This is a genomic window from Bombella mellum, assembly GCF_014048465.1.
Lineage (GTDB): Bacteria > Pseudomonadota > Alphaproteobacteria > Acetobacterales > Acetobacteraceae > Bombella > Bombella mellum.
In genome coordinates this window covers 209,249-227,922 of sequence record NZ_PDLY01000002.1, presented here as the reverse complement: position 1 = coordinate 227,922, position 18,674 = coordinate 209,249, and the positions used below count along the sequence as shown (strand labels likewise).

Sequence of the window (18,674 nt, the reverse complement as noted above, 5' to 3'; positions counted from 1 at the left end):
CGGGAGCGTGGTAAATGGGCGGCATGTCCTATGCCAGCTTTGTCCATCTCCGTAATCATTCCGCCTATTCCCTCAGCCAGGGGGCGATTCGCGTTTCCGAACTTGTAGAGCTGGCCAAAAAGAACGTCATGCCCGCCGTCGCCCTGACGGACAGCGGCAACATGTTTGGCGGGCTGGAATTTTCCCAGAGCTGCCGCAAGGCCGGTGTGCAGCCCATCATCGGGTGTCAGCTGGCCCTGCCGTCGGCTTCGGGCAGGCCCGGTGTCCCGGCGGAACCGCTGGTCGTTCTGGCCCGGACGGAAGAAGGACTGGAAAATCTTCAGTATCTTTCCACGCAGGGCTTTCTGAACGGGGATTCGGCAGACCCGTCCATGCCGCTGGATGTGCTGTGCAGCCGTGCCGGTGGGCTGTTCCTGCTGACGGGTGGCAACCGGGGGCCGATCAACCGGCTTCTGCTGGGGGAGCAGAGGGCTGCGGCGAAGCAGATGCTCGAGCGTCTCAGGGAGGCCTTTGGGGGGTATGTGGCCGTCGAGATCAACCGGCTGGATGAAGCCGGTGAGGAGATCACGGAGCCGCAGCTGATCGCTCTGGCTGATGAGATGGACCTCCCGCTTGTGGCGACCAATGAATGTTTCTTCCCCCGACCGGAACTGCATGAGGCGCACGATGCGCTGCTCTGCATTGCCCAGGGGCGTACCATGGCGGAGGAAGACCGCTGGCGTGTTTCCCGTCAGGCCTGGTTCAAGACGCCGGACGAGATGCGGAAGCTGTTCCATGATCTGCCGGAGGCCTGCGACAACACGCTGGTGATCGCCCGTCACTGTGCCGTGGCCGTGAATACCCGCAGGCCGCTTCTGCCTGTCTGCCCGAAAGTCCGTGAAGGCAGCACGGAAGAGGAGACCCTGCGGGCCATGGCGCAGGAGGGGCTGGAGAAACGCCTGGCCGTCATGAAGGACGGGGAGGCCTGCCGGGCCGAGTATGAAGAGCGGCTCGCCACGGAGCTCAACATCATCGCCGACATGGGCTTCCCCGGTTACTTCCTCATCGTGGCGGACTTCATCCAGTGGGCCAAGGCGCATGACATTCCGGTGGGTCCGGGGCGTGGGTCCGGTGCTGGATCACTGGTAGCCTATGCGCTGACCATCACGGATATTGATCCCATTCCGTTCGGGCTGCTTTTCGAGCGGTTCTTGAATCCCGAACGTGTATCCATGCCGGACTTTGATATCGATTTCTGTCAGGACCGGCGGGATGAGGTCATCCGCTATGTGCGGAATGAATATGGCCACGAACGTGTGGCGCAGATCATCACCTTCGGGAAGCTCCAGGCCAAGGCGGCCGTGCGGGATGTGGGGCGTGTGCTGGGTCTGCCTTACGGCATGGTCAACCGTGTGGCGGAGCTGATTCCCAACAATCCGGCCAAGCCGACACCACTGGCGCAGGCCATCGAGGAAGAACCCCGGCTCCAGGAGATGCGGGACACGGATGAGATGATCCGCCGCCTGCTGGAGATCGCCCTTCAGCTGGAGGGGCTGTACCGTCATGCCTCGACCCATGCGGCCGGTGTGGTGATCGGTGACCGTGATCTCGTGGAGCTTGTGCCTCTCTACCGCGATCCACGAAGCGAGATGCTGGTCACCCAGTACAACATGAAGTTTGTGGAGCAGGCCGGGCTGGTCAAGTTCGACTTTCTGGGGCTGACGACCCTGACCATCCTCAAGAGGGGGGTGGATTTCCTGCGGGAGCAGGGGGTGGAGGTGGACCTTTCCCACATTCCGTTGGATGACAAGAAAACCTTCGAGATGATGGCCCGGGGAGACACGGCGGGCGTGTTCCAGTTCGAAGGGGCGGGCATGAGGGACATGCTCAAGCAGATGGCCGCCAGCCGTCTGGAAGACCTGATTGCCGGCGTGTCGCTCTACCGGCCTGGCCCGATGGAAAACATTCCGGAATATTGCCGTCGCAAGCATGGGGCCCCGTGGGAGCCGCCTCATGAGGAAATCCGTCCGATCCTGGAAGAGACCTATGGCATCATGGTCTATCAGGAACAGGTGATGCAGATCGCCCAGAAGATGGCCGGTTACAGCCTTGGCGGTGCCGACCTGCTGCGCCGGGCCATGGGCAAGAAGATCGCCTCGGAGATGGAGAAACAGCGGGCCATCTTCTGCGAAGGGGCCACGAAACGGGGCATTACGGCGGAGAAGGCAGAAGAGGTGTTCGACCTCATGGCAAAATTCGCCAATTACGGTTTCAACAAGTCCCATGCTGCTGCCTATGCCTTCGTGTCCTACCAGACGGCCTGGATGAAGGCGAACCACCCGGTGGCCTTTCTGGCGGGCTGCATGTCTCTGGCACGGGAAAAGACGGAAAAACTGGCCGCCCTCTGTCAGGAAGCCAGACGGATGGAGATTCCTGTCCTGCCGGTGGATATCAATAAATCCCAGGCCGATTTTTCCATCGAGAAAATGGAGGATGGACGGCTGGGCATCCGCTACGCTCTGGCAGCGGTCAAGCGGGTCGGCTTCGTGGCGATGGAAGGGCTGGTGCGGTACCGTGGCACGAAGCCGTTCTGTGACCTCACCGATTTTGCCGAACGGTGCGATTCCCGGCACATCAACAAGATACAGATGGAGAGTCTGGCCAAGGCCGGGGCGTTTGACAGTCTGGAGCCAGACCGTCACACCGTGTTTGCCAGTGCGGAGATCATCCTGCGTCGGGCGCAGTCCCGGGCGCAGGAGAAGGAGGTGGGTCAGGCCGGTCTGTTCGGTGGGGGTGTCGACAGCAGCCTGCGGGAGGTCCTGCGGCTGAAGAAGGTCCGTCCCTGGCCGGATTTTGAGCGTCTGTCCCATGAGGCCGGGGTGATCGGTTTCCACATGAGTGCCCATCCGCTGGATGCCTACAGGCATGTCCTGCGGCGGCTGGGCGTGACGCCTGCCATCCAGCTGGAAAGCAGGGCGCATCAGGGCCTGATGCGTGTCTCCATTGCTGGCTGCGTGGTGGACAGGAAGGAACGCCCCACCAGAACGGGCAAGAAGATGGCCTGGGTTACCCTGACGGACGCCAGCGGGGGCTGTGAGGTCACGCTGTTTGCCGAGACGTTGCAGGCCTGCCGGGACCTTCTGGTGGCCGGGCAGGCGGTTCTGGTGCAGGCGGAGCTGAAGCTGGATGGCGATGCCCTGCGCATCACGGCCAACAGCGTGCAGGACCTTGAGACTGCCGCCGCCCATGAAAAAAGTGAGCTGCGGATATGGATTGACCAGGAAGCCGCCCTGGACCCGCTGCATGAGATGCTGGAAGGCGTCCGGGGTGGGCGGGGCCGTGTCGTGCTGCTGCCCACGCTTGAGGAAACGCAGGATATTGAAATAAGGCTGCCCGGCCAGTATCGGGTCACGCCTCGTCTGGCAGAGCAGATGAACACGCTGGAAGGCATCAGGAAACTGGAGCAGGCATGAAAAAACCCCGCCAGAGGCGGGGTTTCTCCAGAAAGATGTCTGTGGTGTGGGTCAGAACGGGGCAGGAACCTTGACGCCGTTCACCTTGATTGTGCCGTTGTCCACGACGATACGCCAGCCCGTGTGGTGGTCAGGTTCCCGCTCTCCCATGAAGCGGGCGATGAGCAGGGCTGCGGTGATCTTGGCCGGGGCCACCTTGCTGACCTGATCGATCATCTCGCCGATCTGTCCGATGGACAGATGTACGTCCGCTTTCAGGTTCTTGGTGCCTTCGCCTGCCGTGACGGTCCCCTTGCCGTCAACATCGCTGCCATTGATGACGGTATGGAACCTGTTGATGGTCAGGTGGTAGGGCGGTCTGGCTGCCGGCGTGAAGCTGACATCGCCGGAAAGGGCAGGCGGCAGCAGGATGGCCCCGTCGGAATGGAGACCAGAGGCATCAAACAGGACGTGGATGGTGGGTGTCGTGGTGAGTACGTTCACATGGGCTGCGCTGGCCGTGGAGACCCGGTCCGGCCGGGTCATGGTGATTCCCTTCCAGTTCAGTTCTGGCAGGGCGTTTTTCACTTCCTCCACCTCGGGCAGGGGCTGGGTGGAACACACGTCAGTCATGCCACGGTGATAGGCTGTCAGGGCCGCATAGGCGACGGCCGCATTGAGGCGGGTCAGGGCTGCTTCATCCAGCTTCCGGCCATGATCCGTGACGGTGCTGCTCGCCACGGTGATGCGGTGCTGCGTGCCTGTCAGCTCCGCATGCATTCCTTTGATGAGCACGCCTTGTTTCGACCTTGAGACCTCACCCGGTGAATAGGTGAAGCAGTCCGCCGAGAGATGGGGCAGCGTATCGGCAGAAGCGGAGGGCAGGACCCTGCCGTGGCCCAGGGCCAGCAGGGCAAGGCCGCCGACAGCGGCCAGAGTGCGGAAAAGACGGGCAGAATGATGTGACATAGTGTTCCGGAGAGTGGCGGAGTCTGGGGCGTCTGGCAATGGGGGAGGGGAAATTATCCCCTCCGTCCTCTTCTGGCGGAGCGTGGCGCAAACAGGGCCGTCAGCTGGGCCACCATCGTGTCGCCGAGGTCCTCGGCGGAGCTGATGGTCACGCTGTTGGCGTAATAGCGGGTGACATCATGCCCGATGCCGATGGCGAGCAGTTCCCCGGACGGATCATTTTCCAGCTGATGGATGACACGGTGCAGGTGCAGGTCCAGATATTCCGGGCCGTTGGCGGAAGAGGTACTGTCATCCACCGGTGCCCCGTCGGAAATCACCATGAGGATGCGGCGATGTTCCGGGCGGTGTTTCAGACGTTTCCAGGCCCAGAGAAGGGCCTCGCCGTCGATGTTCTCCTTCAGCAGGCCCTCCCGCAGCATGAGGCCGACGTTGCGGCGTGCCCGTCGCCACGGCGTGTCGGCCGACTTGTAGATGATGTGGCGCAGGTCATTCAGCCGTCCAGGCTCCTTGGGGCGGCCTGCCTCGCTCCATTTCACCCGGCTCTGCCCGCCTTTCCAGGCTCTCGTGGTGAAGCCGAGAACCTCGACCTTGATGCCGCAGCGTTCCAGCGTGCGGGCGAGGATATCGCCACAGATGGCCGCCGTGGTGATGGGGCGGCCCCGCATGGACCCTGAGTTGTCGATCAGCAGGGTGACGGTCGTGTCCCGGAAGTCGATCTTGCCTTCCTGCTTGTAGGAGAGTGGCAGGGAGGGGTTGCTGATGATGCGGGGCAGGCGTGCGGCATCGAGGATGCCGTCCTCCTGATCGAAGTGCCAGCGACGCTGCTGCTGGGCCAGAAGTTTCCGTTGCAGCCGGTGCGCCAGACGGGAGACGAAGCCCTGGGTCTGCTGGAGCTGCTCATCCAGCTTCTCACGCAGCAGGTCCAGTTCCGTCGGGTCGCAGAGGTCGCTGGCGTGGACCTCCTCGTCAAATTCCTGCGTGTAGGCCTGATAACCGTCGAGCTTCCTCATGGAGCATTCCCGCTCCTCCTCAGGCTGGGCGGAAGGCCCGGCGGGCTGCTCGTAGCCGTTCTCGCCTTCGGTCAAGATGGCCTCCATCTCGTCGGAGGAGAGACCTTCCGCACTGGCGGAATCGTCCGAATCATCATCGCTCAGGGCGGCTTCGGTATCATCTGTCGTGCCGTCCTCTTCTTCCTGACCCTGCGGGTCGGGTGCGGAGGATTCGCCATCCGTACGGTCTTCCTGGTTCTGGCCACGGGATTTTGAAGGGTCCGGCTCATCCGTTCTCTCGTCGGTCTCCTTCATTGTGAAGACCTTCACGAAATTCCGGGAGGCCTGGCTGAACAGTGTCTGGTCATCCTGCACGTCAACCAGTCTGGCCAGGGCCTCACGGGCTTTGGGGCTGAGGGACTGCCGCCACTGTTCCAGGGCCGGGCCCGTCATGCTTTCCGGCAGCTTCCGGCCGGAGAGGGCCTCCCGTGTCAGGAGTTCCAGTGCGAGGGGCGTGGGCATGTCGTCCCGCTCGATCATTTTCGCACTGTTGAGGGCATGGAGCCGCCGCCCCAGATAGTCTTCCAGATTGGCCTGCACCCCGGCCATGTGGCGGGCACCATAGACCTCGCAGCGGGCCTGCTCCATGCCATCGGTGATGGTCTGGGTCTGTGCATCGGGAATGGTGATACGCTTTGCCGGGTCATGGTGCCGCTGGTGCAGGGCCACGGCATCGGTGGCCCCCCGGATGTAGGTCTTGTCCTCGGGAGTGAGAGCCGCACGCTCCAGAGAGGCCAGAGCGGGTGTCATGGGAACATCCTGATGACCACTCAGAGCGCGCTGCGTGGCGAAGATCGCCTTGCGGAAGAGTTCGTGCGGATCGGACATGAGATTCAACCCAGCGGCGAGGCGTTGAAGCAACGCTGATAATATTCGGCCACGATGCTCCGCTCCGCTTCATCACACTTGTTGAGGAAGCTCAGGCGGAAGGCGAAGGGAACATCCTTGAAGATCGTGATGTTCTCGGCCCAGGAGAGGACCGTGCGGGGGGAGATGACGGTGGAGATGTCCCCGTTCATGAAGCCCGCACGGCTCAGGTCGGCAAGCTCCACCATCTGGCCGATGAGGGTTTCATCCAGCGCATCACCCATCTTGGCCCTGATGATGCGGATTTCCTGCTCCTTGGGCAGGTAGTTCAGGGAGGTGACGATGTTCCAGCGGTCCATCTGTCCCTGGTTGATCTGCTGGGTGCCGTGATACAGCCCCGTCGTGTCCCCCAGCCCGACCGTGTTGGCCGTGGCGAACAGGCGGAAGGACGGATGCGGATGGATGACACGGTTCTGGTCCAGCAGGGTCAGGGCTCCGTTGGCCTCCAGCACGCGCTGGATGACGAACATGACATCAGGACGTCCGGCATCATATTCGTCAAAGATCAGGCTGCATGGATTCTGGAGACACCAGGGCAGCAGACCCTCACGGAATTCCGTGACCTGCTTGCCGTCTTCCAGCGTGATGGCGTCCTTGCCGATGAGGTCGATGCGGGAGATGTGACTGTCGAGATTGATGCGGACGCAGGGCCAGTTCAGCCGTGCGGCGATCTGGTCGATATGGGAGGATTTCCCGGTACCGTGGAAACCCTGCACCAGCACGCGGCGGTTATGCATGAAACCGGCCAGGATGGCCCGGGTCGTGTCCCGGTCGAACTGGTAGGCGGGGTCGATCTCGGGGACATGGTCCGTCTTCTGCGACCAGACGGGGACCTCGAGGTCTAGGTCCAGCCCGAACAGGTCCCGGGCGGGTTTCAGGCTGTCAGGAGTCTGGGGCAGTGTCTCGGAGAGGGACTGTGCGGAAGGAAGAGCCATGACATGATTCCTGTCACTAGAAGGGTGGTATGGATGACCAGAGAAATGTCCATCTTATTAAGGACTCTGTGGGTACGATTACACAATCCGGTGAAGATGGAAAGATGCAGGAGAGGGAGGGCAGCTATCCAGCCTCGGCCGTTTCCTGCTCCGTGCTGTTGGCGAAATGGTTCCGCAGTGTGGCATAGGCTGTTCCAATCACCTTGAAACGTTCTTCCGCCCGTGGATCATCCTGGTTGGCGTCCGGATGGTAACGCCGGGCCAGGACCCGGTAACGGGTCTTGATGACCTCGATGGTGGTCGGCCATTCAAGGTCAAGCTGTGCCAGCGGTTCACGCAGGGCGGCGGGGGCGTGCCGACGTGTCTCGGCCTCCCGGGAAGGGCGTGTCCTGTGTCCTTTCAGGATGTCCAGCGGATCATGCAGGTCATCCAGCGTGAAGGAGGCCCTGGCGGAATCGTGCCCCGGCGTGCCCATCTTCCATGAGGGACGCTGCCATGACGTGTCTTCCCGCAGGTGCTGTTCGATCTGCCCCGGCGTCATGCCCCGGTAATAGTCCCAGCTGGCATTGTACTGGCGGACATGTTCCAGACAGAACCAGTAGTAGCTGCGCAGGTTGTCCCGTCCCCGGGGGGCACGGTATCCTGCTGGCTGGTCGCAGTCCGGGTGATCGCAGCATTGTGCGGGAGCATCCGGGTCTGGTGCGAAGGCTTTATGTCTGGATGGTTTGCGTTGCATAATGGACGATATGGGAGGAGGTCTGGCATGGATGCAAGCGTCCTTTCTCCCGAAGAAGAAAGATTCCTGTTATGGAAATGACAGACAGGACCTGTCACTCCGTGGCGAGCATGAAAGAGAGCCGATGAAGAGAGCTGACCGTATGAAAGCAGTGCTGGAAGAGGCTCTGGCCCCGTCCGTGCTGGAAATTCGGGATGACAGTGCACGTCATCGCCACCATGCGGCGATGCGCACCGCATCGCAGGAGAGCCGGGGGCCGGATCAGGCGGGCGAGACTCATTATCACCTGCATGTGATCAGTCGCCGGTTCGACGGAATGAAGACCCTGGAGCGGCACCGGCTTGTCCATGAGCTTCTGGCGGAAGAATTCAGGACGGGGCTTCATGCCCTTTCCCTTTCCCTGAAGGGGGAGGCGCAGGCATGAGACACGGTTCCCTGCGGTTCTCTTTCAGGCGGCTGGCTGGTGGGCTCATGCTTCTGGCTGGCGTGGCCTGTGGCCCGGCAGGCCTGCTCGGTCTGTCAGGGTGTGCCACCTCCGGATATGATCATCTCGTCACGGCTGACCGTCATGACATCCATCGGGTGGAAAGCTACCTCAACGGGCTGACGTCCCTCCAGGCTTCCTTCGTGCAGGATGGTCCGGCCCAGCAGCAGGGTGACGGACGGTTCACCTATGTACCGGGGCGTTTCGAGATGGTGTATGAGGTTCCTCATGCCATGCGGGCCGTCGCCAGGGACGGCCGTCTCGTCCTGCGCAGTGCCGACAGTGGAGCCGTGACGCATCTCTCCCTCCGACGGAACCCGCTGGGCCTTCTGCTCCGTCATCCCATCGGTTTTGACAGGGACGTGCAGGTCACGAAAGTCTCACGAGGTGCCGAATCGCTCCAGATATCGGTGGCCGAGGCGGACAATCCGTCCCAGGGCCTGCTCACGCTCCAGTTTTCTGACGTGCATGGCAGGCTGACCCTCGTGGGCATACAGGGTGTGGATGCCCGTCATCATCATTTCGGTCTTTCCCTGTTTGACGTGCAGGAGAACCAGCCCGTTTCCGAGAGCAGTTTCATTCTGCCAGAGTGAGCCTCAGGGGCCGGTCATGCCATGTCAGGAAGACTGGCTGACCGGCCCGAAGAGGGATGTCCAGCTTCCGAGCAGGGCGGCATCGGCCTCCTGCATCCCCAGGGACGGGTTGAAGCGTTGCAGGCTGGTCACGCCGTAGTCACGGATTCCACAGGGAATGATTCCCTCAAAATCGCTGAGGTCTGGGGACACGTTCAGCGAGATGCCGTGCCAGCTGACCCAGCGTGTGACACGGATGCCCAGGGCGGCGATCTTGGCTTCCAGACCGCTCTGTCCATCGAAGCACCAGACGCCGATGCGGCCTTCCCGGGTGAAGGCGTCTATGTTCATCTCCTGGAGGCTCATGATGAGCCAGCGTTCGAGCATCTGCACGAAGGCCCTGACGTCCCGTGCCGGGAGAGGACCATGTGGCCGTGTGAGGTCCAGCATGACGTAGGCGATGCGCTGGCCGGGGCCGTGGTAGGTCCACTGTCCGCCCCGTCCTGCCTCGAAGGTCGGATAGCCGTGCGGGTTGATGAGGTCTTCCGGTCTGGCGGAGGTGCCGGCCGTATAGAGGGGGGGATGTTCCGTCAGCCAGATGCGCTGGGGGGCCTTCTGCTGATGGATGGCGTCCACCTGCTGGCGCATGAAGTCCAGGGCATCGGGATAGGGGCAGGGGATACCGTCAGCCTGCCAGATAATTTCTTCATAAAACTGTGTCATGACCATTGCCCTCTCTGTTTCGATGGGCTATAGGCCATTTCACCGAAGCGGTCACGCCTCAGCGATGGGGAAATGGAGACTGCTTTTGTCACGGAGCGGCCGTGGCGGAATGGTAGACGCGCAAGCTTGAGGTGCTTGTGGGGGATAACCCCGTGGAAGTTCGAGTCTTCTCGGCCGCACCATACTCCCTTCAGAGCAGTATGGCAGAGACATGGTAGGTGCCATGTTACATTGATTTCATGAAAAATTCAGCTGCTGGGTGTGTGCTCCCCGGGATCAGGGTGGTATTTATATTACATCTTCCTTTATATAAGGTCCTGCTTAATGAGGTGGTCGAACAGAGCTGGTCGGCCCATCTGGATTGAGAAGAACTCTGTCAGTAATGCAGGGCAGGGTACGGACTTAGAGAGAGTTGAGATGATCAAGCCATTGAAGAAAGCCGTTTTGCCTGTTGCTGGTCTGGGGACACGCTTCCTGCCGGCGACGAAGGCCATGCCGAAAGAAATGCTGCCGGTGGTGGACAAGCCGCTGATCCAGTATGCCATTGATGAGGCTCGTGCGGCAGGGATTGAAGAATTCTGTCTTGTCACCGCCCGTGGCAAGGACAATCTCATTGACTATTTCGACATCGCCTATGAGCTTGAAAGCACCCTGAAGGAACGTCAGAAGACGTCCGCCATCAAGGCACTGGAGAGCAGCAGTGTGGAGGCGGGGTCTCTCGTGGCCGTCCGTCAGCAGACGCCACTTGGTCTTGGCCATGCCATCTGGTGTGCTCGCAATTTCATAGGTGATGATCCTTTCGCCATTCTTCTCCCGGATGACATTGTTCATGGTGGGCGCAGCTGCGTGGCCCAGCTGGCAGATGTGTACCACCAGACAGGGGGGAACGTGGTGGCCGTTGATGAGATCCCTCATGAATGGACGGACCGTTACGGTGTTCTGGACATCGGCGAAGATGATGGGCGCAGGGTTGAGGTCAAGGGACTGGTGGAAAAGCCCGCTCCGGCTGATGCTCCTTCCAATCTGGCCATCATTGGGCGTTACGTGCTGACGGCCGATGTTCTCAAGCCTCTTTCTGCCTTGAAGACCGGCGTGGGTGGCGAGGTCCAGCTGACGGATGCCATGGCCGAGATGATCGGCAAGGTGCCGTTCCATGGGCTGCGTTATGAGGGCACACGCTTCGACTGCGGAAGCAAGCTGGGCTTCCTGGAGGCGCAGGTTGCTCTGGCTCTGGAACGTGAAGACTTGGCCGACGACGTGCGTGCCTTCCTGAAGAAATACGCCTGAGACGGAGAAACATCATGACGGGATTCAGACATCGTTTTGAACCGACGAGCCTGCGTGAGTATGACATCCGTGGTATAGTGGGAAAAACCCTCCACCCCGAGGATGCCTATGCGCTGGGCCGGGTTTTTGCCAGCATGATCCGTCGTGACGGGGGCAGTGTGGTGACGGTCGGTTATGATGGCCGTCTTTCCTCACCGGAGCTGGAAGAGGCCCTCGTCCGTGGTGCCGTCGATTCTGGCGTGACGGTGCGCCGTGTCGGGCGTGGTCCGACGCCCATGCTGTATTATGCGGCTGTCACGGGTCAGTCCGACGGAGCCATCATGGTGACGGGCAGTCACAACCCGCCCGACCATAATGGCTTCAAGATGATGCTGAAGGGCAAGCCCTTCTTCGGCGAACAGATCCGTGAGATCGGGCGTCTGGCGGAAGCCGGTGATGTCGTTCCCAAGGCGGAAGGGAAGGTCGAGACGCTCGATCCTTCAGAGGCCTATATTGAACGCCTGCTCCAGGATTACGACGGCGAGCGGCCGCTCCGGGTCGTGTGGGACAACGGGAACTCCGCTGCGGGTGAGGTTCTGGCCCGTCTGGTGAAGAAGCTGCCGGGGGAACATACCGTACTGTATCCCGACATTGACGGCCGTTTCCCCAACCATCATCCCGACCCGACCGTCGAGGCGAACCTTCAGGACCTGATCAGGACGGTCAGGGAAAAGAAGGCGGATATCGGTGTGGCTTTTGATGGCGATGCCGACCGTGTCGGTGTCGTGGACGGCAAGGGTGAAATTCTCTGGGGTGACCAGATTCTGGTCCTGCTGGCCCGTGACGTGCTGAAAACACATCCTGGAGCAACCATCATCGCGGACGTGAAAGCCAGTCAGGTCTTGTTTGACGAGGTGGGCAAGGCCGGTGGCAAGCCCCTGATGTGGCGGACGGGGCATTCCCTGATCAAGAGCAAGATGGCAGAGACCTCGTCCCCGCTGGCCGGTGAGATGTCAGGCCATATTTTCTTTGCCGACAGGTGGTATGGCTTCGACGATGCGCTTTACGGTGCCATCCGCATTCTGGGGATCGTGGCCCGTCTGCCGGGCAGTCTAGCGGAGATGAGGGAGGCCCTGCCCCGGACAGTCAACACGCCGGAACTGCGCTTCCCCTGTGATGATGTACGCAAGTTTGACGTCATCAGGGAGGTGGCCGAACGTCTGGAGACGGAGGGGGCCGATGTCTCCTCCGTCGACGGGGTGCGGGTGAACACGGCTGATGGTTGGTGGCTCCTGCGGGCCTCCAACACACAGGCCGTTCTGGTCGGACGTATCGAGGCGCAGTCTCCTGAAGGGCTGGCTCGCCTGAAGGAGGCGTTCGTGTCCCAGCTGGAGGCCTCCGGCCTTCAGGCTCCCGATTTTGAGGCCGCAGCGGCCGGGCACTGATCCCACCCCAAGGGGTGACATGGTATGCGACACTCGGGCGGAATGTGCTGGACTGGCTCATTCCGCCCAGCTGTCTCTCCTGTGGTGAGGAAGTGGCTCCTGATGGCGGTCACGTCTGTGCGGCCTGCTTTGCGGGTTTCCGTTTCATCCATGTCCCTTTCTGTGATGCCTGTGCCCTGCCCATAACGCAGGATGAGATGGCTGAGCGTGGTGCGCTCTGTGCCGACTGTGAGAGGCGTCCTCCCCTGTGGCGCAGGGGGCGGGCGGCTTTTCTATATGGAGGGTCAGCCCGCCGGCTCATCATGGGGCTGAAATATGGTGACCGGACCGAACATGCCTCGGCACTCGCCCGGTTCATGGCCCAGGCGGGAGATGACCTTCTGGATCAGGAAGCTCTTCTGGTGCCGGTGCCCGTCCATCGCTGGCGGTTGTGGAACCGGGGCTACAATCAGGCGGCTTTGATGGCGAAGGCCCTGTCCCGCCAGAGGGGGCTTGCCTGCCAGCCTGATCTTTTGCGGCGGCGGTTCAGGACGGCCTCCCTTGCGGGGCTCTCCCGTCAGGGGCGGCAGAAGCAGATGGCAGAGGCCATCATGGTCCGGGACAGGTATCGTGATGGTCTCAGGGGACGTCACGTCATTCTGGTGGATGATATTCTGACGACGGGTGCCACGGCAGAGGCCTGTGCAAAAGCATTGCTTGAGCATGGATGCGTTTCGGTGGATATTCTTGTGGCGGCCCGGGTGACACTGTCCTGACATCCGGCCATCAGAGAGGAGGATTTATGCCGAAGGTCGAAATCTACACACAGCCGGGATGCCCATACTGCGTCCGGGCCATCACGCTGCTTCAGTCCAAGGATGTGCCTTTTGAGGAAATCAATGCTCCCCGTGGCTCGGCGGAACGGGCAGCCGCACAGGAGCGTTCAGGCGGTGGCACGACCGTGCCTCAGATTTTCATTGATGGTAAGGCCGTGGGAGGGTGCAGTGAACTCATGCAGCTGGAAAAAAACGGGCAGCTTGATGAGCTTCTGGGCCGCCGGTAAAGGGCTGTCCGTCGCTGTTCTGACCGGCCTGTGGGTGGTGCTGGCTGCGCCACAGGCCCATGCCTCGGTGACGGCCTCTCCCGAAGGGATGTGGCTCGTGCAGGAGAAGGACGGCATTTTCAGCATTGCACCATGTCCTTCGGACTCAGGCCGTCTCTGTGGCAGGCTGGTTGGCATGGACTATACTGATGCCGAGCCGGAGAAGGATGTCTGGGGCCGTTCTGAATGCGGGCTGGAAATCATCAGCGACATGAAACGCCGTCGGAACGGGCGTTGGCATGGCAGGATTCTGGATCCTCGGGGAGGACGCACCTATCAGGCCTCCATGTGGCTGGCTGATGCCGATACCCTGAAACTGCGGGGCTATCTCGGCCTGACGATCTTCGGGGAAACGCAGACATGGAAGCGTGTCACAAGCCCCGCCATCGGCGAGCGATGCCGCATGAAGAAAAGTGGCTAGTGTTCTTGTCATTTCGTTTGTAATGGTGAATTGCTCTTATGGGCGGCGGCATTCTTTGTTAACGTCGGTCCGATTTTCCCGTCGTGGGTAAAGCTGAAGGAGAGTAGTACATCATGTCACAGAGTCTTTCCCGGCGTCAGTTTGCGCTGGGGCTTGCCGGTCTGGGAGCAGCTACGGCCCTGTCGCCATTGCGGTCTGCCCGGGCACAGAAAGAGCCGCTGCCACGCATTCTGTGCTTTGTCGGCGGGTACACGGAGCACGGCCCTCCGGGTGTGACTGGTTACGGGAAGGGAATTGCCGTTTTCGAGATGGACCGTGACACTGGGTTCCTGACGCCCGTCACGACGTTCATGGACATTCCCAGCCCGTCCTTCATCACGCTGAGCCGTAACCGGAAGTTCCTTTACGCCCTGAGCGAGATCAACGACTATGACAAGGCGGGCAGCGGGTCCGTCACGGCGTTCTCGGTCGATACCCGCAACGGAACGCTGGCCAAGCTGAACACCGTCAGTTCCGGCGGGGCGGTTCCGGCCCATCTGAGCGTTCATCCGTCAGGGAAATATCTGCTCGTCGCCAACTACATGGGGGGCAGCGTTGCCGTCCTGCCCATCCATGCGGATGGTTCGCTTGGCAAGGCCACGGATGTCGTCCGCAATTCGGGGCCGAAGCAGCCTGAGCGTGCTGCCGACAATCCGGAAGGCAACTTTGCCGTCTCCGACCATTCCGGTGCCCACCCGCACATGATCGCCACGGACCCCAGCGGGACGTTCGTTCTGGCTGATGATGCCGGTCTGGATCGTGTCTATGTCTGGAAGCTGGATCTGAGCACGGGCAAGCTCATCCCGGCGCAGAAGCCGTTCTACGAGATGGAGCCCGGGTCTGCTCCCCGTCATTTCGTGTTCGATCATACGGGGCGTGTCCTGTACAATCTCTGTGAGCAGAACTCCAAGGTCGTGGTGTCCAAGTTTGATCCGCAGACCGGAGCCATCACGCAGATCCAGTCGGTCAGCACCGTGACGTCGCATTTCCGTGGCTCCACGCTGGCGGCGGAAATCCTGATCGCTGAGAGCGGACGGTTCGTCTATGTCTCCAACCGTCTGGGTGATTCCCTTGCCGTCTTCTCCGTCGGGATTGATGGCACGCTGACGCTGGAAGATGAGGTCTGGATGCATGCCGACTATGGTCGTGCCATGATGTTCGACCCGACCGGGAGCTTCCTGTTCTGTGCGAACCAGAGGTCCGATTCTGTCACGGCCTTCCGTGTGGACCGTGAGACGGGCAAGCCCGTCTTCACGAACCACTTCACGGCGGTTGGCAGCCCGACGACATTTGCCTTCATGGTGGCGGACAGCTGATATGGCCGGGCATCTCCCTTCATGAGATGAAAGAGAGGCGTCCTTTCGGGGACGCCTTTTCTTTTGGTGAGATCACGGCTTCTGGAAGAGGGCGATGTAGTTGATGCTGGTATCGTGGCTTTCCCGCCAGTGTGGCGGATGGTAGGAGAGACCTTTCAGGTCCAGCAGTCTCAGGCCTGCCTGCCGGGCCATGTCGTCAAGTTCCGTCGGACGGATGAATTTCTTCCAGTCATGGGTGCCGACGGGCAGAAGCCGCATCACATATTCCGCCCCCAGCTTGGCCACGAGGAAGGACCGCAGGCTGCGGTCCATGGTGGAGACGGTCACATGTCCGCCCGGTTTTGCCAGTCCTGCAAGAAGCGACATGAACATGTGCGGGTCCCGCACATGTTCGATCACTTCCAGTGCGGAAACGACATCAAACTGCCGTCCTTCCTCAAGAAGGCTTTCGGCCGTTCCGCACAGATAGGAGAGTGGAGCGGCCTGGGGAGGGAGGGGATGCAGGTTCATGTGGTCCCGGGCAGCCTGTATGCCGTCTCTGCTGGCATCGACCCCGAGGGTGCTGAAGCCGAGGGTGGCGAAACGCTCGCTGGCCAGTCCCGCACCACAACCGATGTCCAGCAGGGTTGGCCGGTCGGTACCCTGAAACAGCGAGGCGGGCAGGCGTCTGACGATCCATGAGGTCCGGAGCGGATTCATGGCATGGAGGGGGGCCATCGGTCCTTTGGGGTCCCACCAGTTCCTGGCAAGATTTCCGAACTGGCTGATCTCGTCATCCACGACGGAGGATGCCGGTCCGCCCGGTCCGCTGGATGATGGTGATGAAATGGACATTCTGACATTCCTCCCGGCTTTCATGGTGCTTTTCTGCCATGTTGCGGCTAGACGTGAAAGGGCAGGAGAGTTATGTGGGACGGATATTTATGTAACGCTACCCTAGTTGTTGGAGCTTTCTCCCAGATGCCCATGTTAGACCGTTCGGATGATACAGCACGATCTGCTGATGATGTTTTTTCAGATCGGGCGGTCTCCCGTACGGTTGTGATGAAATTTGGGGGGACATCCGTCAAGGATCTGGACCGTATCCGCATCGTGGCCGAAAAGGTCCGGAAGGAGCGGGCCAGAGGGCAGCGTGTGGCCGTGGTCGTGTCGGCCATGTCCGGCGTCACGAACCAGATGGTGGATTACTGCCGCAATCTGGACGCCCAGGCTGATCCTGCCGAATATGATGCGGTCGTGGCATCCGGCGAGCAGGTGACGAGCGGTCTGCTGGCCATTGCGCTGGGTGCTCTGGGAGTGCCTGCCCGGTCTTTCCAGGGGTGGCAGATCCCGCTGCGGACGGATGAGTCGCATGGCTGTGCCGCCATCGAGAGTGTCGACGGTCAGGCCCTGCTGGCGTGCATGGACCGGGGCATCGTCCCCGTGATCGCCGGCTTCCAGGGTGTGGACGCACGGGGGCGGATCGCCACGCTGGGGCGTGGTGGGTCTGATACGTCCGCCGTGGCACTGGCTGCCGCCATCAGGGCGGACCAGTGTGACATCTATACGGACGTGGACGGCATCTATACGACCGATCCCCGCATCGTGAAGCAGGCCCGCCGCCTTGAGCGTATTACATATGAAGAAATGCTGGAGCTGGCATCCGTCGGTGCCAAGGTTCTCCAGACCCGCAGCGTGGGACTTGCCATGAGGGAGAAGGTGCATGTGCGTGTCCTGTCCTCCTTCGTGGAAACGGATGACAGCAGCGGGACTATCGTAGTTGATGAGGACGAAAGTGTGGAAAAGAAGCTGGTGACAGGGATTGCATACTCCATGGATGATGCGAAGATCACCATCCGGCAGGTCCCTGACGAGCCGGGGATTGCTGCGAGAATATTTGAACCGCTTTCCGCTGCCGGACTGAATGTGGACATGATCGTCCAGAGCATCGGCGCAGACCGCAGCACGAACATGACCTTCACCGTGGGTAAGGGCGATGAAGGCCGGGCCTGCCAGATTCTGGAGGGCATGCGTTCCGAGGTCGGGTATGGCGATCTGAACACCTCTCAAAATGTTGCCAAGATCAGCGTGGTGGGCGTTGGCATGCGTTCCAATACGGGCGTGGCGACGACCATGTTCCGTACGCTGGCTGAGAAGGGAATCAACATTCAGGTCATTTCAACCAGTGAGATCAAGATTTCCGTTTTGATTGATGCAGAATATATGGAGCTGGCCATGCGTGCCCTGCACACGGCTTATGGGCTGGATGCATCTGAAGGGGCACAGGCATGAGTGAAGCAATGAACGCACGTAAGGTACTTGACCAGCTCTGGAAACCGGGCTGTGATTTTCTGGGCAGCCGTTACGCCATCCTTGGCGGGGCGATGTCCTGGGTGAGTGAGCGCAATCTGGTTTCGGCCATTTCCAATGCAGGTGGCTTTGGTGTGATCGCCTGCGGGGCGATGGAGCCGGAACGTCTCGAGGAGGAAATCGTTGCCACGCAGGCCCTGACGGACAGGCCTTTCGGTGTCAATCTCATCACCATGCACCCCAAGCTGGATGCGCTGGTGGATGTGTGTCTGGCCCACGATGTCACGCATGTCGTGCTGGCCGGTGGCGTACCGACTGGAGCCACGATCCGTCGGGTCCGTGATGGCGGTGCCCGAGTCATGGGGTTTGCGCCCGCCCTTGCACTGGGCAGGCGGCTCGTGAAGCTGGGCATCGAGGCTCTGGTGATCGAGGGATCCGAGGCTGGCGGGCATGTTGGTCCGGTCTCCCTGAACGTGCTGGCACAGGAAATCCTGCCCAACATCGCGGAAGTGCCCGTCTTCGTGGCCGGTGGGCTGGGACGTGGCGATGCCGTCCTGTCCTATCTGGAGCAGGGGGCTGCGGGTGGCCAGCTCGGGACGATGTTTGCCGCCTCCAAGGAGAGCATAGCCCACGAGCGTTTCAAGGAAGCCTTCCGTCGTGGCAATGCCCGTGATGCCGTGATGTCCGTGCAGCTTGACGAGCGTTTCCCCGTCATTCCGGTGCGTGGCCTTTCCAATGCTGCCACACGTCACTTCATGACCCATCAGGCGGACGTGATCGAGCGGTTCCGTAAGGGGCAGATCGAGCGTGAGGCTGCCCAGCTTGAGATCGAACACTTCTGGGCCGGTGCCCTGCGGCGTGCCGTCATCGAGGGGGATGTGGAGAACGGCTCCATGATGGCGGGGCAGTCCGTCGGCATGGTGAAGGAGATCCGCTCCGTGGAGGAAATCATTACCACTCTGGTGGATCAGGCGGTCGAGGCTCTGCAGAAGCGTGAGCGGCGCATCTGGTCCGAGCGTGCGTAAAACTGGCAGGGTCTGAACTGACG

The 18,674-nt window shown here is 61.1% G+C and carries 17 protein-coding genes and 1 tRNA gene; 12 read left to right on the top strand and 6 right to left on the bottom strand.

All coding sequences use genetic code 11. From position 1 onward, the window contains the following. Nucleotides 1-23 precede the first annotated feature (23 nt). Nucleotides 24-3,452 (top strand): DNA polymerase III subunit alpha, encoded by a 3,429-nt coding sequence (gene dnaE, locus CPA56_RS04115; RefSeq protein ID WP_182040920.1) that lies wholly within the window; start codon nt 24-26, stop codon nt 3,450-3,452. Nucleotides 3,453-3,503: 51 nt separating this feature from the next. On the opposite strand, the gene CPA56_RS04110 is transcribed toward dnaE, so the two are convergent. From CPA56_RS04110 to CPA56_RS04095, 4 genes are all read right to left on the bottom strand, one after another. Next, nucleotides 3,504-4,400, bottom strand: coding sequence for a hypothetical protein (locus tag CPA56_RS04110; protein WP_182040773.1), 897 nt, complete (start codon nt 4,398-4,400; stop codon nt 3,504-3,506). Nucleotides 4,401-4,453: 53 nt separating this feature from the next. Continuing rightward, the gene (locus CPA56_RS04105; protein WP_182040772.1) at nt 4,454-6,280 is read right to left on the bottom strand and encodes a cobaltochelatase CobT-related protein; all 1,827 of its coding nucleotides are present in this window, start codon (nt 6,278-6,280) and stop codon (nt 4,454-4,456) included. A 5-nt stretch (nt 6,281-6,285) separates the two neighbouring features. Continuing rightward, the gene (locus CPA56_RS04100; protein ID WP_182040771.1) at nt 6,286-7,254 is read right to left on the bottom strand and encodes an AAA family ATPase; all 969 of its coding nucleotides are present in this window, start codon (nt 7,252-7,254) and stop codon (nt 6,286-6,288) included. 124 nt (nt 7,255-7,378) lie between these two features. Then, nucleotides 7,379-7,990 (bottom strand): J domain-containing protein, encoded by a 612-nt coding sequence (locus CPA56_RS04095; RefSeq protein WP_182040770.1) that lies wholly within the window; start codon nt 7,988-7,990, stop codon nt 7,379-7,381. A gap of 124 nt (nt 7,991-8,114) precedes the next feature. On the opposite strand from CPA56_RS04095, the gene CPA56_RS04090 reads away from it, so the two are divergent. After that, the gene (locus CPA56_RS04090) at nt 8,115-8,414 is read left to right on the top strand and encodes a BolA family protein (protein WP_182040769.1); all 300 of its coding nucleotides are present in this window, start codon (nt 8,115-8,117) and stop codon (nt 8,412-8,414) included. Next, entirely contained in the window at nt 8,411-9,067 is a 657-nt protein-coding gene (locus CPA56_RS04085; protein WP_229707400.1) for a LolA family protein, read from the top strand. Before CPA56_RS04090 ends, CPA56_RS04085 begins: the two co-directional genes overlap by 4 nt. A gap of 24 nt (nt 9,068-9,091) precedes the next feature. On the opposite strand, the gene lipB is transcribed toward CPA56_RS04085, so the two are convergent. After that, nucleotides 9,092-9,775 carry a lipoyl(octanoyl) transferase LipB gene (lipB, locus tag CPA56_RS04080; protein WP_407645638.1) on the bottom strand — a complete coding sequence of 228 codons (684 nt, stop codon included), beginning with the start codon at nt 9,773-9,775 and terminating at the stop codon, nt 9,092-9,094. A gap of 89 nt (nt 9,776-9,864) precedes the next feature. On the opposite strand from lipB, the gene CPA56_RS04075 reads away from it, so the two are divergent. The 7 genes from CPA56_RS04075 to CPA56_RS04045 all read left to right on the top strand — a co-directional run bounded on the left by CPA56_RS04075 (nt 9,865) and on the right by CPA56_RS04045 (nt 15,337). Then, nucleotides 9,865-9,951 (top strand) — tRNA-Leu (locus CPA56_RS04075). A gap of 235 nt (nt 9,952-10,186) precedes the next feature. Continuing rightward, entirely contained in the window at nt 10,187-11,056 is an 870-nt protein-coding gene (gene galU, locus CPA56_RS04070; RefSeq protein WP_182040767.1) for a UTP--glucose-1-phosphate uridylyltransferase GalU, read from the top strand. 14 nt (nt 11,057-11,070) lie between these two features. Continuing rightward, entirely contained in the window at nt 11,071-12,480 is a 1,410-nt protein-coding gene (pgmG, locus tag CPA56_RS04065; protein ID WP_182040766.1) for a phosphoglucomutase/phosphomannomutase PgmG, read from the top strand. Between the two features lie 14 nt (nt 12,481-12,494). Continuing rightward, on the top strand, nt 12,495-13,235 hold the full coding sequence (locus CPA56_RS04060) for a double zinc ribbon domain-containing protein (RefSeq protein WP_182040765.1): 741 nt from the start codon (nt 12,495-12,497) through the stop codon (nt 13,233-13,235). 26 nt (nt 13,236-13,261) lie between these two features. Beyond that, on the top strand, nt 13,262-13,522 hold the full coding sequence (gene grxC / locus CPA56_RS04055) for a glutaredoxin 3 (protein WP_182040764.1): 261 nt from the start codon (nt 13,262-13,264) through the stop codon (nt 13,520-13,522). Continuing rightward, nucleotides 13,500-13,982, top strand: coding sequence for a DUF2147 domain-containing protein (locus CPA56_RS04050; protein WP_229707414.1), 483 nt, complete (start codon nt 13,500-13,502; stop codon nt 13,980-13,982). The genes grxC and CPA56_RS04050 overlap by 23 nt, the downstream gene beginning before the upstream one ends. Before the next feature lie 113 nt (nt 13,983-14,095). Beyond that, a complete protein-coding gene (locus tag CPA56_RS04045; protein WP_182040762.1) occupies nt 14,096-15,337 on the top strand; it encodes a lactonase family protein in 1,242 nt (413 codons plus the stop codon). Between the two features lie 72 nt (nt 15,338-15,409). Here CPA56_RS04045 and ubiG read toward each other — a convergent pair whose 3' ends face one another. Continuing rightward, nucleotides 15,410-16,171, bottom strand: coding sequence for a bifunctional 2-polyprenyl-6-hydroxyphenol methylase/3-demethylubiquinol 3-O-methyltransferase UbiG (gene ubiG / locus CPA56_RS04040; protein WP_182040761.1), 762 nt, complete (start codon nt 16,169-16,171; stop codon nt 15,410-15,412). Nucleotides 16,172-16,381: 210 nt separating this feature from the next. Here ubiG and CPA56_RS04035 point away from each other — a divergent pair, with 210 nt between their 5' ends. Continuing rightward, on the top strand, nt 16,382-17,608 hold the full coding sequence (locus CPA56_RS04035; protein WP_229707413.1) for an aspartate kinase: 1,227 nt from the start codon (nt 16,382-16,384) through the stop codon (nt 17,606-17,608). Then, nucleotides 17,605-18,651: an NAD(P)H-dependent flavin oxidoreductase gene (locus CPA56_RS04030; protein ID WP_182040759.1), complete on the top strand. Its 1,047-nt coding sequence runs from the start codon at nt 17,605-17,607 to the stop codon at nt 18,649-18,651. Before CPA56_RS04035 ends, CPA56_RS04030 begins: the two co-directional genes overlap by 4 nt. Nucleotides 18,652-18,674 lie beyond the last annotated feature (23 nt).

Coding starts and splice junctions, on each gene's coding strand:
- dnaE (WP_182040920.1), top strand. CDS start 24: ATGTCCTATGCCAGCTTTGTCCATCTCCGTAATCATTCCGCCTATTCC.
- CPA56_RS04110 (WP_182040773.1), bottom strand. CDS start 4,400: ATGTCACATCATTCTGCCCGTCTTTTCCGCACTCTGGCCGCTGTCGGC.
- CPA56_RS04105 (WP_182040772.1), bottom strand. CDS start 6,280: ATGTCCGATCCGCACGAACTCTTCCGCAAGGCGATCTTCGCCACGCAG.
- CPA56_RS04100 (WP_182040771.1), bottom strand. CDS start 7,254: ATGGCTCTTCCTTCCGCACAGTCCCTCTCCGAGACACTGCCCCAGACT.
- CPA56_RS04095 (WP_182040770.1), bottom strand. CDS start 7,990: ATGCAACGCAAACCATCCAGACATAAAGCCTTCGCACCAGACCCGGAT.
- CPA56_RS04090 (WP_182040769.1), top strand. CDS start 8,115: ATGAAGAGAGCTGACCGTATGAAAGCAGTGCTGGAAGAGGCTCTGGCC.
- CPA56_RS04085 (WP_229707400.1), top strand. CDS start 8,411: ATGAGACACGGTTCCCTGCGGTTCTCTTTCAGGCGGCTGGCTGGTGGG.
- lipB (WP_407645638.1), bottom strand. CDS start 9,775: ATGGTCATGACACAGTTTTATGAAGAAATTATCTGGCAGGCTGACGGT.
- galU (WP_182040767.1), top strand. CDS start 10,187: ATGATCAAGCCATTGAAGAAAGCCGTTTTGCCTGTTGCTGGTCTGGGG.
- pgmG (WP_182040766.1), top strand. CDS start 11,071: ATGACGGGATTCAGACATCGTTTTGAACCGACGAGCCTGCGTGAGTAT.
- grxC (WP_182040764.1), top strand. CDS start 13,262: ATGCCGAAGGTCGAAATCTACACACAGCCGGGATGCCCATACTGCGTC.
- CPA56_RS04050 (WP_229707414.1), top strand. CDS start 13,500: ATGAGCTTCTGGGCCGCCGGTAAAGGGCTGTCCGTCGCTGTTCTGACC.
- CPA56_RS04045 (WP_182040762.1), top strand. CDS start 14,096: ATGTCACAGAGTCTTTCCCGGCGTCAGTTTGCGCTGGGGCTTGCCGGT.
- ubiG (WP_182040761.1), bottom strand. CDS start 16,171: ATGTCCATTTCATCACCATCATCCAGCGGACCGGGCGGACCGGCATCC.
- CPA56_RS04035 (WP_229707413.1), top strand. CDS start 16,382: ATGAAATTTGGGGGGACATCCGTCAAGGATCTGGACCGTATCCGCATC.
- CPA56_RS04030 (WP_182040759.1), top strand. CDS start 17,605: ATGAGTGAAGCAATGAACGCACGTAAGGTACTTGACCAGCTCTGGAAA.